The 12061-nt window shown below is 53.0% G+C and carries 13 protein-coding genes; 9 read left to right on the top strand and 4 right to left on the bottom strand.

What is annotated here, in order from left to right; all coding sequences use genetic code 11:
• The first annotated feature begins 10 nt into the window (after window positions 1–10).
• Window positions 11–994, top strand: a complete 984-nt coding sequence (locus JOE25_RS01015; protein WP_209632362.1) for a nitrilase family protein — start codon at window positions 11–13, stop codon at window positions 992–994.
• 101 nt (window positions 995–1095) lie between these two features.
• Here JOE25_RS01015 and ompX read toward each other — a convergent pair whose 3' ends face one another.
• Window positions 1096–1614, bottom strand: coding sequence for an outer membrane protein OmpX (gene ompX, locus JOE25_RS01010; protein ID WP_209632361.1), 519 nt, complete (start codon window positions 1612–1614; stop codon window positions 1096–1098).
• Between the two features lie 398 nt (window positions 1615–2012).
• On the opposite strand from ompX, the gene rhtA reads away from it, so the two are divergent.
• Window positions 2013–2900: a threonine/homoserine exporter RhtA gene (rhtA, locus tag JOE25_RS01005; protein ID WP_209632360.1), complete on the top strand. Its 888-nt coding sequence runs from the start codon at window positions 2013–2015 to the stop codon at window positions 2898–2900.
• Window positions 2901–3046: 146 nt separating this feature from the next.
• A complete protein-coding gene (locus tag JOE25_RS01000; protein WP_209632359.1) occupies window positions 3047–3514 on the top strand; it encodes a YhcH/YjgK/YiaL family protein in 468 nt (155 codons plus the stop codon).
• A gap of 81 nt (window positions 3515–3595) precedes the next feature.
• Here JOE25_RS01000 and JOE25_RS00995 read toward each other — a convergent pair whose 3' ends face one another.
• Window positions 3596–4132 carry a shikimate kinase gene (locus tag JOE25_RS00995; RefSeq protein ID WP_209632358.1) on the bottom strand — a complete coding sequence of 179 codons (537 nt, stop codon included), beginning with the start codon at window positions 4130–4132 and terminating at the stop codon, window positions 3596–3598.
• Window positions 4133–4526: 394 nt separating this feature from the next.
• On the opposite strand from JOE25_RS00995, the gene dps reads away from it, so the two are divergent.
• The 6 genes from dps (at window position 4527) to ybiO (ending at window position 10410) form a co-directional block, all read left to right on the top strand.
• Window positions 4527–5030: a DNA starvation/stationary phase protection protein Dps gene (gene dps, locus JOE25_RS00990; RefSeq protein ID WP_209632357.1), complete on the top strand. Its 504-nt coding sequence runs from the start codon at window positions 4527–4529 to the stop codon at window positions 5028–5030.
• Window positions 5031–5192: 162 nt separating this feature from the next.
• Window positions 5193–5459: a DksA/TraR family C4-type zinc finger protein gene (locus JOE25_RS00985; RefSeq protein WP_209632356.1), complete on the top strand. Its 267-nt coding sequence runs from the start codon at window positions 5193–5195 to the stop codon at window positions 5457–5459.
• Between the two features lie 349 nt (window positions 5460–5808).
• Window positions 5809–6552, top strand: a complete 744-nt coding sequence (gene glnH, locus JOE25_RS00980) for a glutamine ABC transporter substrate-binding protein GlnH (RefSeq protein WP_209632355.1) — start codon at window positions 5809–5811, stop codon at window positions 6550–6552.
• A gap of 105 nt (window positions 6553–6657) precedes the next feature.
• On the top strand, window positions 6658–7317 hold the full coding sequence (gene glnP, locus JOE25_RS00975; protein ID WP_037425367.1) for a glutamine ABC transporter permease GlnP: 660 nt from the start codon (window positions 6658–6660) through the stop codon (window positions 7315–7317).
• On the top strand, window positions 7314–8036 hold the full coding sequence (glnQ, locus tag JOE25_RS00970; RefSeq protein WP_209632354.1) for a glutamine ABC transporter ATP-binding protein GlnQ: 723 nt from the start codon (window positions 7314–7316) through the stop codon (window positions 8034–8036). The genes glnP and glnQ overlap by 4 nt, the downstream gene beginning before the upstream one ends.
• A gap of 154 nt (window positions 8037–8190) precedes the next feature.
• On the top strand, window positions 8191–10410 hold the full coding sequence (ybiO, locus tag JOE25_RS00965; RefSeq protein WP_209632353.1) for a mechanosensitive channel protein: 2220 nt from the start codon (window positions 8191–8193) through the stop codon (window positions 10408–10410).
• Window positions 10411–10416: 6 nt separating this feature from the next.
• On the opposite strand, the gene JOE25_RS00960 is transcribed toward ybiO, so the two are convergent.
• Window positions 10417–11424, bottom strand: coding sequence for an alpha/beta fold hydrolase (locus JOE25_RS00960; protein WP_209632352.1), 1008 nt, complete (start codon window positions 11422–11424; stop codon window positions 10417–10419).
• Window positions 11421–12050 carry a GNAT family N-acetyltransferase gene (locus JOE25_RS00955; RefSeq protein ID WP_209632351.1) on the bottom strand — a complete coding sequence of 210 codons (630 nt, stop codon included), beginning with the start codon at window positions 12048–12050 and terminating at the stop codon, window positions 11421–11423. The genes JOE25_RS00960 and JOE25_RS00955 overlap by 4 nt, the downstream gene beginning before the upstream one ends.
• Window positions 12051–12061: the final 11 nt, after the last annotated feature.

Genomic DNA, 12061 nt, shown 5'->3' with positions numbered 1-12061 from the left:
AGGTAACCCTATGACCACCTCTCTGCGCGCCGCCACGGTGCAATTCCACCATCGTGCCAACGATAAAAACTACAACCTGTCAGTGATTGAAGGCTTTATCGCCCAAGCCGCTACCGAACACATTCAGGTACTGGTCTTTCCAGAAATGTGCATTACCGGCTATTGGCATGTACGTCACCTCAGTGACGGCGAAATCGCCGCACTGGCGGAACCGATAGCCACCAGCCCTTCCCTGGCGCGAATCCGTCCACTGGCAGAACGCTACAACATGGCAATCGGCGTCGGGCTGATTGAACAGGGCGAAGAGGGTAAGTATTACAACGCTTACGCCGTCTGCTTGCCTGACGGCACACTTCACGTTCACCGCAAACTGCATGCCTTTGAGCATCCAGCCATAGCCAGCGGCGACAGTTTTACCGTTTTTGATACGCCATGGGGTGTGCGGATGGGGGTACTCATCTGCTGGGACAATAACCTGGTGGAAAACGTACGTGCGACGGCACTGTTAGGCGCAGAGGTATTATTGGCGCCGCACCAAACGGGCGGTACCCATTCACGCAGTCCGCACGGTATGAAGCCGATCCCACTGGAGCTTTGGCAACAGCGGCTGGAAAACCCAGCGGCGATAGAAGCGGCTTTCCGTGGTGAACATGGCCGTGGTTGGTTGCTACGCTGGTTACCGGCGCGCGCGCATGACAATGGCCTGTTTGTTTTATTTAGCAACGGTGTGGGGCGTGATGATGACGAAGTGCGCACTGGCAACGCGATGATTCTCGACCCGTACGGCCGTATTCTGGCAGAAACCTGGGTAGCCGAAAATAAAATGGTTATAGCCGAACTCGATCTTTCCCTTATCCCGCTCAGCACCGGACGCCGTTGGATCCATGGCCGCCGGCCTGCACTGTATGAAATACTCACGCAACCCCAAGGTTACGAACGTGATGCCCGCACCGCGCGCTTTTCATCAGAGCCGGGGCAGAAACTGGGTAAGTAACCCACCCCGAACACCAGGTAAAAAAAATCCGCCCGAAGGCGGATTTTTATCTGATGCGGCTAATTGCGCCACATGCTCATGCCCGTAGGCATGGAGAAGTCTTAGAAACGGTAGCCTACGCCAACGCTCCAGATACCAACGTCAACACTGCGGATACGGCTCTGCTCGTAACCTACATCCAGAGCAACGTCCTGGATTGGGTTGAACTGCAGGCCAGCACCGTAGGTGAAGCCGTAGTCGCTGTTGCCGTTACGGTCAGTGCCGTTCTGAGCGTTGTCGATGTTTTTGCCGTAGCCAACACCGATCACACCGTAGATGCTTGCCCAGTCGTTGAAGCGGTAAGCTGGACCGGCAGTGATAGAATCGTACTGTGATTTACCGTAGTAACCGTTCTCAGAACCGTTCTTTTCCACGTGGGTAAAGGAACCGATCACACCCAGTGGGTTGTTATCGAACTCGTAACGATACTTCAGGTTGAAACCGTCGGCTTTGTTAGCAACGCCTTGGAGATCACCCTGCGCATAGCCAGCGGATACGGTGCTCTGACCAGCGAATGCGGTACCTGCGGTTACTGCTAATACACAGGCTGCTACTGCGGAAAGACATGCAATTTTTTTCATAACCACCTCAAACGCGTTATATTTTTAAGTAAATCCATTTGTTCATGCATTGAAAATATAGCAAAAATTAGCGTGAAACTCTGCCTTAAAATGAGTGTCTAATGCTTTATATCGTGTAACATTAGATTTCAAGAACAGTGTATCTTCTTCTTTTCGCTCTATTTTCGGGCCGTATTCTACTCGTTTCTGTGACAACAATCACCTATTTAATATCCAGACGATTCCTAAAAAATGCGCATTTTATGCGCAAAAGAACCAGCATCTAACCCCAGAGCTGGCACTTTTCTCCGTTGCATACGCATTTCTCAGACACATTTACCTCATTTCATTTACACTGCCGTCATCCGAATATCGATAGTCTTCCCACCTGGTGGGAAACGCATAAAAGGCTCTAAAGGATGTCCTCGTCTGCAACTGCTAAAGCGTCTTCCACGCTGCTGCCTATCTGCTTGCTCATCATCGCCATGGTGTCTATCCAGACCGGTGCGTCGTTGGCCAAAAGCCTGTTTCCATTGGTCGGTGCAGAAGGCATCACCACGTTGCGCTTGAGTATTGGCACACTGATCCTGTTTATTATCTTCCGCCCATGGCGCATGCGCTTTGCCGCCGGTAGCCGCCTGCCCTTGTTCATCTATGGCCTGACATTGGGGGCGATGAATTATCTGTTTTATCTTTCTTTGCGCACCCTGCCACTGGGTATCGCCGTCGCGTTGGAGTTCACCGGCCCCTTGGCGGTCGCCATGTTCTCCTCACGCCGCGCGATCGATTTTTTATGGGTCATACTGGCGGTGGCCGGGCTCTGGTTCTTGCTGCCACTGGGCCATAACATAGAGAGTATCGATCCCTTAGGTGCCGCCTGCGCATTAGGCGCAGGCGCCTGCTGGGCGGTCTACATTATCTGCGGCCAGAAAGCGGGGGGTGACCACGGCCCAGGGACCGTGGCGGTCGGGTCGCTGATCGCTGCGGCGGTATTCTGCCCAATAGGGGCCTGGCAAGCGGGCAGCGCGCTGCTGAACATCGATATTCTGCCCATTGCATTGGCCGTGGCAATCTTATCCACCGCGCTGCCTTATTCGTTGGAGATTATCGCGTTACCCAGGCTCCCGGCTCGCACCTTCGGCACCTTGATGAGTCTTGAGCCCGCGCTGGCAGCACTGTCGGGGATGTTGTTCCTCAACGAACACCTGACTACGGTGCAGTGGTTGGCGTTAGGTGCAATCATTGCGGCCTCAATGGGGGCGACCCTGACCATCAAGCCAAAACCACAGATCGAGAGCTTGTCTTAAAAATCAACAACCGCCTGCATTTTCCAACAGCGGAATGCAGGCGGGTTAACTGTTTTCGCACAGGTAAGCAGGCATACTTTTCCCCGCAGTCCCCCCACGCGTTTATGGAACCAAACCCAGCAGGGTTTACCACATGGAGAATTAAAGTGATTTATAACACGCTGTTTAACCCACGCTACGGGCGTGGGCTGTCACCTGTTTTGATCAAGACCCTCACCGCGCTTCGTCAATATGACTTGCCTGCCCTGACATTGGGACGGCATGACATAGAGGGTGACAAGATCTTTATGGACGTAATGACGTTAACCACAGGATTAGCGGAAACTCAGCATGCAAAGCTTCACCATAACTATGCCGACATTCATTTACTCATCAGCGGTGAAGAGCGCATTGATTATGGTATGCCCGGCGATTGGCAAAGCGAGTTACCCTATGACGATGCTCAGGATACCCATCGTGTGAGTATCAAACGCCACCGCCAAACACTCGCCATGTTCCCCGGCGCGTATGCGCTATTCTTTCCCCATGAACCGCATAAGACCGGCTGTCAGTTGTACGCACCAACACCGATCAAAAAAGCGGTGGTGAGGGTGCATTACACGCTGCTGATCTAATCAAGGGCTGGCCGACTGCGTTGGTTCTGACCATGTTCTATTCGCGAAAAGCCGCGCATTCGTTTGCTGCAATGGCGGCATTTAAAGGGGCAAGTTGCGAATAAAGCTTTTGGTCTGCCCCGGCGAACGCAAACGGATAAAGCGGATATGTTGGTACTGGCTATTGTTCATGTCGGCAAGGTAGCCGCGACGGTTTTTACGGTAAGTTTTAATGGTCCACAGAACGATTGACTCTCGACTGAAAAAAGACCGACGAAAGCTTTCGCGGTTTCCCGTACCTGGCCACAGCTCGGTGCCTAGCCATGCGCGGGTGACGGCACGACGAACGGCCTGGTACAGGGTACGGCAGAACCCGTAGTCCACCCACACGACCCAATCAACGCTATCCCATTTTACCGCTTTCGTTCGACTATAATTGCCGTCGAGTACCCACCCGCTTTCCGCCACAGCCAACGCCTGCGTTACTCGCGCGATAAACACGTCATCGGGTGTACCTTGCCAGTCAGAACGCCAAAACAGCGTATCAAGCTCGATGTAAGGCAGCACAAGCTTTTCAGCCAACTGACGTGCTAGCGTGCTTTTGCCACTGCCACTGGTTCCAACGACATTGATTTTCATACGCGTGCAGCTCTGTAATTAAGGCAGAATATTTTAGCCAGATACAATTAGCCTATCAATATGAATTAACGGCCATTTTATTGATAGCAAACTGGCTCATTAACCCGAAAACGTCGACATTGAGAATGAAAATTATCGCGGAGATACAACCGATTTTAAAATAATTGCATGGCGTAACTAAAAACAGAAGCGAGTAAAAATATTTCACATACATTACAACGCATTAAAATAAAAAACACATTAACAAATTAAGTCTACCCCGCTTAAGGTTAATATTCAATTCGTTAAAACCTATTTATTCCATCGTTATTTTCCCCCTGCAAAATACGTCATCACTGCTATAATTTCTCTCGTGGAAAAAATAGGACAATAACCCATCAAGAGGATATCTGATATGAGTACCGCTAAACTGGTTAAAACGAAATCTTCTGACCTGCTTTATACACGTAATGATATGGACGAAAAAACCAAGCTGGAGGCCATCAAGGCGTTGAACCGTCAGGTTATCCAGTTTATTGACCTGTCGTTGATCACCAAACAGGCCCACTGGAACATGCGTGGTGCTAACTTTATTGCCGTGCATGAAATGCTCGACGGGTTCCGCACTGCGATCATCGATCACCAGGACACTTTTGCCGAACGTATCGTGCAATTGGGCGGCGTAGCCTTGGGTACAGTCCAGGTGGTAAACGATAAAACCCCACTGAAAAGCTATCCAACCAACATTCATAGCGTACAGGAACACCTGAAAGCGCTGGCCGATCGTTACGGCGACGTCGCAAATGACATTCGCAAAGCCATCACAGAGGTCGAAGACGAAGATACTGCCGATATGTTTACTGCAGCATCCCGAGATCTGGACAAGTTCCTGTGGTTTATCGAATCCAACATAGAATAAGCCACTTAAAAATCGACAATTACGGCCCGCGTAGCGGGCCTGAACAGGCTGCGGGCTTTGCCCCAGCCTGTTTTTCTTTTATTTACGCCGCTTGAATTGCTCAAAAAATCGCCCATAGTAAATACATTGAGGGCGTAGCGGCTCTGTCAATGTGAGGCCATCATGGCAAGCGGATGGGCGTCAGACGGCGCCGTACAGGATCAAATTGATTCCACCCTAGATGATGCAGTGCAGCGTGCAAGGCAGGCACTGGGTCATGGCGAAAGTGCGCATTATTGTCAGGAATGCGGAGAAGAAATTCCATTGGCACGCCAGCAAGCGCTAAAAGGCGTGCGCTATTGTCTTGCCTGCCAAACCGAGATGGATAAAAAACAGGCAGCCAGCAGCCTGTATAACCGCCGCGGCAGTAAAGACAGCCAGCTGCGGTAACGCCAATTGTGTCCACCGATCGCTCTTACTGAACACTCTTGCACCAGATGAAACCACTTTGCGGCATAAAAGTTAGAGTTAGTTATCAATATTGAAGCTAAACCGTTAACTATCGGTTGTTTCACCCCCATTATTTGGTTAATGATAGACCAATGCACCAACAGACAGCCATCAGCACCATTTTGGTGCCTCTATTTGGTGCATACAAATAATAATTCGACCTTCAGACACAACATCACACCACAACTCTTTGTTTTTATAGTAGTTGTAAACATGGCACGATTTTTTCATGGCACCAACTGCAATATAAAAAATGGGTAATCCGCAACCTGTACAGGAAATTCCTCTCATGAAGTCAATTTTTAAAGTCTCCCTGGCCGCACTTTCGTTGGCCTTTGCCGTAAGCTCCCACGCAGCAGACAAACTGGTCGTCGCCACCGACACCGCATTCGTTCCATTTGAGTTCAAGCAAGGTGATCAATACGTTGGTTTCGATATCGACCTGTGGGCCGCTATCGCCAAAGAGCTGAAACTGGACTACACCCTGAAACCTATGGATTTCAGCGGCATCATCCCTGCTCTGCAAACCAAAAATATCGACCTGGCGCTGGCCGGTATCACCATTACCGACGAGCGTAAAAAAGCCATCGAATTCTCTGACGGCTACTACAAAAGCGGTCTGCTGGTGATGGTGAATGCCAACGACAACAGCATCAAAGGCATCGATGATCTGAACGGTAAAGTGGTAGCGGTGAAGAGCGGCACCGGCTCCGTGGATTACGCCAAACAACACATCAAAACCAAAGATCTGCGTCAGTTCCCGAACATCGATAACGCCTATATGGAACTGGGCACCAAGCGCGCTGATGCCGTACTGCACGACACACCAAACATCCTGTACTTCATTAAGACTGCCGGTGCCGGTAAGTTCAAAACCGTTGGCGACTCACTGGAAGCTCAACAATACGGCATCGCCTTCCCTAAAGGCAGTGACGAGCTGCGCGTGAAGGTCAATGGCGCACTGAAAACCCTGCGCGAAAACGGCACTTACAACGAAATCTACAAGAAATGGTTCGGTACCGAACCTAAATAACGGATGAAGTCAGTCACTGATTCACTTAAGCACAGGGGTGGTGTCTTAGCCCCTGCGCTTTGTTGTATCTGATTCCCTCGTTTGGGATCACCGGGAGAAAAAACCATGCAGTTCGACTGGAGCGCCATCTGGCCCGCCATCCCTATCCTGTTAGAAGGTGCCAAAATGACCCTGTGGATTTCGGTCCTCGGTCTTGTTGGCGGCCTGATCATCGGCCTTGTTGCCGGTTTTGCTCGTACCTATGGCGGTTGGATTGCCAATCACGTCGCCTTGGTATTCATTGAAGTTATCCGCGGCACGCCGATCGTGGTGCAGGTCATGTTCATCTACTTCGCCCTGCCGATGGCGTTCAATGATTTACGTATCGATCCCTTCAGTGCGGCAGTGGTCACCATTATGATCAACTCCGGCGCCTATATTGCGGAAATTACCCGCGGTGCGGTGCTGTCGATTCATAACGGCTTCCGTGAGGCAGGCCTGGCGCTCGGCCTGTCACGGCGTGAAACCATCCGCTATGTCATCATGCCGCTGGCGCTGCGGCGTATGCTGCCGCCGCTGGGTAACCAGTGGATCATCAGCATCAAAGACACCTCGCTGTTCATCGTGATCGGCGTGGCGGAACTGACCCGTCAAGGGCAGGAAATTATTGCCGGTAACTTCCGTGCGCTAGAAATCTGGAGCGCCGTAGCGGTTATTTATCTGATTATTACCCTGGTGCTGAGCTTCGTTCTGCGTCGTCTGGAAAGAAGGATGAAAATCCTGTGATTGAATTTAAAAACGTCTCCAAGCATTTTGGCCAAACCCAAGTGCTGCATAATATCGATTTGAAGATCGAAAAAGGTGAGGTCGTGGTGATTATCGGCCCTTCTGGCTCCGGTAAGTCGACCCTGCTGCGTTGCATCAACAAGCTCGAAGAGATCACCAGTGGCGATCTCTTCGTCGACGGCCTGAAAGCCAACGATCCTAAAGTTGACGATCGCCTGATCCGTCAGGAAGCCGGCATGGTGTTCCAGCAGTTTTACCTGTTCCCGCACCTGACGGCATTGGAAAACGTTGCCTTTGGCCCAATCCGCGTACGCGGTTTGAAAAAATCAGACGCAGAAAAGCTGGCACGTGAACTGCTGGCCAAGGTTGGTCTGGCCGAGCGCGCACATCATTATCCTTCCGAGCTGTCCGGTGGCCAGCAACAGCGCGTAGCGATCGCCCGCGCGCTGGCCGTGAAGCCGAAAATGATGCTGTTTGATGAGCCTACCTCGGCGCTCGATCCAGAACTGCGCCATGAAGTGCTGAAAGTCATGCAGGATTTGGCAGAAGAAGGCATGACCATGGTGATCGTCACCCACGAAGTCGGCTTTGCCGAAAAAGTGGCGTCGCGCCTGATCTTTATCGACAAAGGCCGGATTGCAGAAGACGGCAATCCGCACGCGTTGATTAACCATCCGCCAAGCCCTCGCCTACGCGAGTTCCTGCAACACGTTTCCTGATTTACCCTGCTCAGCGGCGGGCGCACTCTGCGCCCGCCGTTTCTATTTAGCACGCGTTCCCACTCTTCATCTCTCTTCATTTCCTACTATGTTGTTTGTTTTTTATAGCATTTGTATTTAATCCGCCGATTTACAGAGCCCCAAGAGAGGATCAATGCCCACAACCGCATACTCCCGATTCGGTTCTCATCTGCGAGAACATTTACGTTTATTCCCGTTGTTATTGCTGCTGACAGTCGCCGTAGCCTCTCCACGAGCGATAGCGCAACCCCCACAAAATGCCGCTCCTGGTGACCAAACTGAACAACAGAAAGCGTCTTACGCCGCGCTGGCGGATATTCTGCAAGATGACAAAGCCCGTGCTGGGCTGATCAGTCACCTGAGACAGCAGGCCGGTGAATCCCCCGCAACCCAGCCGCAAACCGACACGCCGGAAGCCGCCGACACGCTGAGCGATAACCTGAGCAATTTGGCGCAGTCTGGCATCAGTACCCTCAACCAAAGGTTGAATTCGCTACAAAAGCTGATCGACTCCGGCCCCAAACGCACGTTTAATGCCGACAATTTTTTTCGCGCCCTGGGCTATTTCCTGCTGACAGTGGCGGTCACTTTTGCCCTGTTCCATCTGATCCGCCGTCTGATCGCCCCCCTGTATAAGCACATGGGCAACTGGGGCCACAACGCCAGGGTGCAACACGGTCCTTGGTATAAACGCCCCGTCGCCATCCTCGGTGCCTTTGCCGTCGATCTGCTGGTATTACTGCTGGCGCTTGCAGCGGGCAACCTGTTCGCTCGCCATGTTAATGCCGACAGCGCCACCATCATGCGTCTGCAAACGCTGTTTCTGAGTGCCTTTGCGGTGATTGAATTCTTCAAAGCGGTACTCCGGCTGATCTTTGCCCCCAACTTTGATTACCTGCGCCCTTTCCCGTTCAGCGACACCTCGGCCCACTACTGGAATACGCGCCTCGCCTGGCTCAGCGGTCTGATCGGCTACGGCCTGATGGTTGTGGTGCCCGTCGTGGCGGTACAAATCAGCTACCCGGCCGCCGCCGCGGTCAATCTGGCGGTGATGCTGGCTTTGACGCTGTATGCCGTCGCGTTGATCTTGCACAACCGCAAACCGATACAGCACCAAATTAACCTGCTGGCAGAACGTTCGATGGCGTTCTTTAGCGTAATTCTTCGCGGCCTTGGGCACGTCTGGCACCTGTTGGCGATCGCCTATTTCCTGGTGCTGTTCGTGCTTTCACAATTTGATATCGGCAACAGCCTGCGCTTTATGATGACGGCAACGGTGAAAAGCCTGCTGGTGATCGGCTTAGGGGCCTTACTTTCAGGCATGTTAACTCGCTGGATTTTTCGCCGCATCTCACTGCCGGCCGACGTTAATCTGCGTTACCCCATGCTGGAAAGACGCATTAACGCCTACATCCCAAACGGATTGAAAATCCTGCGGGTCATGGTGGTTTTGGCCGTGACGCTGTTCCTGTTCGACGCCTGGCACCTGATCAACCTGTATCAATGGGCGAGCAGCGACAACGGTGGAAAGGTGATTGGCGGGCTGATGCATATTCTGCTGATTCTGGTCATTGCCGTCTTCAGTTGGACGTTGATGGCCAGCGTCATCGAGCACCGGCTGGCGCTGGAGTTGAGCAATGGCATTCGCCCAAGCGCACGCGAGCGCACCCTGTTGACGCTGTTTCGTAACGTTCTGGCGATCGTGATCAGCACCATTACCATCATGATTGTGCTGTCGCAGGTCGGCATTAACATTGCGCCCCTGCTGGCAGGCGCCGGGGCGCTCGGCCTCGCCATCAGTTTTGGTGCACAAACGCTGGTGAAAGACGTGATTACCGGTGTCTTCATCCAGTTTGAGAACGGCATGAATACCGGTGAATATGTCACCGTCAGCGGCATTACCGGCACGGTGGAGCGCATGACTATCCGCTCAATTGGCCTGCGGGACGATTATGGTGTTTACCACATCGTCCCCTTCTCTTCGATCACCACACTGGCGAACTACGCCCGCGAGTTTGGCGTCTACCGAGCCAATTACACCGTGAGCCGTGATGAAGATATTGATCGTGTCCACGACGTGCTGCATCAGGCAGTCGCCGCGCTGAAACAGGATGAACAGATGAAGCACTTTCTGATTGGCGAACCGGTGTTCAACGGCGTGGTGGCGCTGGGCGATCGCTCTTTCACTACCCGGGTCACCCTACGCACTCAGGCGCTGAAACAGTGGGTCGTGCAATACGCCCTCGATCGGTTGGTGAAGATGCATTTCGAACGGGCGGGCATCACCATGCCACAGCAGGCGATGCAGCTGTCCTATGCACCGAACGCGGGACCACAACCGGCAGCGCCCTGACAAGCATCACCGCGTCGTGCAGGGATGGGCGGCCAGGAAGGCCGCCACATCCTGCTGATAAGCGTTAAATTGTATCGATCGCGGCGCAAACAGGCCGATGATGTTGATCAACGACGGGTAACGGACAAACAGCGGTTTGACCATGGCATGGTCAGCCTGTTCGATTCGCGTCACCGTCAGCAGGTCGGCGGGGACGACTTGCCGGTAGACGCGTTCAGTCTCGTTCGCATCAACATTGATGTCGCGACCGCCCACCATCAGGTGTACCGGTGTTTTGTAATTTCTCAGCCCCACCCTGGCGTCACTGGCCATGTTGGCACGAATAAACTGCCAACGATCCGCACTTAACGTCGCCGCCTCACCATATTCACGGAGGTATTGCGTGTAGCCGTCCGGCTGTTTCAGCAGGGATAATACGTGCCTCTCTTGAGCTTCGCGCTCCTGAATGCGTTGCTCATCATCACCCGCCGCCTCCATTTCCGCTCGGGTGTTGTATCGCCCCTGTGTTAGCCAGTTGATCGCCGGAGACATCACCAGCGTAAAAGCAATATCGGGTCGCCGCCGTGCAACGTCCGGCATCACCCACCCCGCCTGGCTTGCCCCCCATAACCCGACGCATTGCGGGTTAAAGCGCCCGTCTTTTCTGGCCCAGTCAATAATGTCCGCCGTTTCTTTTGCCCGGTCGTCCATGGTTTGGTGCAACCAGTTGCCGGAAGAGCCGCCGATGCCCGGTTTATCAAAAGATAAAACGGCATAACCCTGTTCGGCCATGGTCTCCCAAATGCCGTAGTAACCTTCGTCACGGCTGGCATTGGCAGGGCCATCACCATGAACAAAGACAATCACGCCCGGCTTTCCGTGCACGTTTTTCGGCAGCACCAGCGTACCGGCAAGGGCGTTGCCACCGGCGGTCAACCGAAGCGGCTCGATGACATATTGATAGTCGTTGGCGTAGAGGACCCAGCCTGACGCCACGACAAACAACACCAGTAAACAAACGGCTATTTTTTTCACCGCATTTCCCCGATGCGCTTTTCCATTAGCAACCAGTTTGCCTGGCGAAACAGCCACCACAGTGAAGCGTGCCTCTCCCGCCGGCCCATGTTGAAACCACATTGTTGATACAGACGCCGTGCGCCGATATTTTGTTGGCTCACGTGCAAACGCAACCAACGGTTAGGCTGCTGTGCCGCTGCATAGTCCGTTATCCATTCGATCAACATTTTGCCCACGCCTTTGCCCCGTTGCTTTTCATCTACCGCCAGGTAGGAGAGGTAGAGTTCGCCGGCGGCAGGCGCGTGCTGTAAGAACGCGATTTGCAGGTACATACGCCAAAAGTTCAGCATGCCATAACGGCGGCACAACCCCAGTATCGGTAACGGGCGCGCCCTCAAGGCACAATTGCCCAACCGCCCCGCAGACTTGAGCCCAAATGCTGCCACCACCTTACCCGCTCGCCGAACGACAAAGCTGTGCTCCTGACTGTTGCTTTGATTCCAGCTCCACAGCCAGTAAAACAACCGCCATTGTTGGCGTGCGCTCAACCCGCACTGGCGTTGGAATTTGTCGTCAAAGGCAGCGTAAATCAGCGCCGCCGTCTGCAACCGACAGGATTCACGGTAAGGTTGTATATCAAGCATTTTTCGCCCCA

Origin of the sequence: Serratia sp. PL17 (genome assembly GCF_017832355.1) — a bacterium.
Taxonomy (GTDB): Bacteria; Pseudomonadota; Gammaproteobacteria; order Enterobacterales; family Enterobacteriaceae; genus Serratia.
This window is presented reverse-complemented; position numbering and strand designations above follow the sequence as displayed.

Coding starts and splice junctions, on each gene's coding strand:
- JOE25_RS01015 (WP_209632362.1), top strand. CDS start 11: ATGACCACCTCTCTGCGCGCCGCCACGGTGCAATTCCACCATCGTGCC.
- ompX (WP_209632361.1), bottom strand. CDS start 1,614: ATGAAAAAAATTGCATGTCTTTCCGCAGTAGCAGCCTGTGTATTAGCA.
- rhtA (WP_209632360.1), top strand. CDS start 2,013: ATGTCCTCGTCTGCAACTGCTAAAGCGTCTTCCACGCTGCTGCCTATC.
- JOE25_RS00995 (WP_209632358.1), bottom strand. CDS start 4,132: ATGAAAATCAATGTCGTTGGAACCAGTGGCAGTGGCAAAAGCACGCTA.
- dps (WP_209632357.1), top strand. CDS start 4,527: ATGAGTACCGCTAAACTGGTTAAAACGAAATCTTCTGACCTGCTTTAT.
- JOE25_RS00985 (WP_209632356.1), top strand. CDS start 5,193: ATGGCAAGCGGATGGGCGTCAGACGGCGCCGTACAGGATCAAATTGAT.
- glnH (WP_209632355.1), top strand. CDS start 5,809: ATGAAGTCAATTTTTAAAGTCTCCCTGGCCGCACTTTCGTTGGCCTTT.
- glnP (WP_037425367.1), top strand. CDS start 6,658: ATGCAGTTCGACTGGAGCGCCATCTGGCCCGCCATCCCTATCCTGTTA.
- ybiO (WP_209632353.1), top strand. CDS start 8,191: ATGCCCACAACCGCATACTCCCGATTCGGTTCTCATCTGCGAGAACAT.
- JOE25_RS00955 (WP_209632351.1), bottom strand. CDS start 12,050: ATGCTTGATATACAACCTTACCGTGAATCCTGTCGGTTGCAGACGGCG.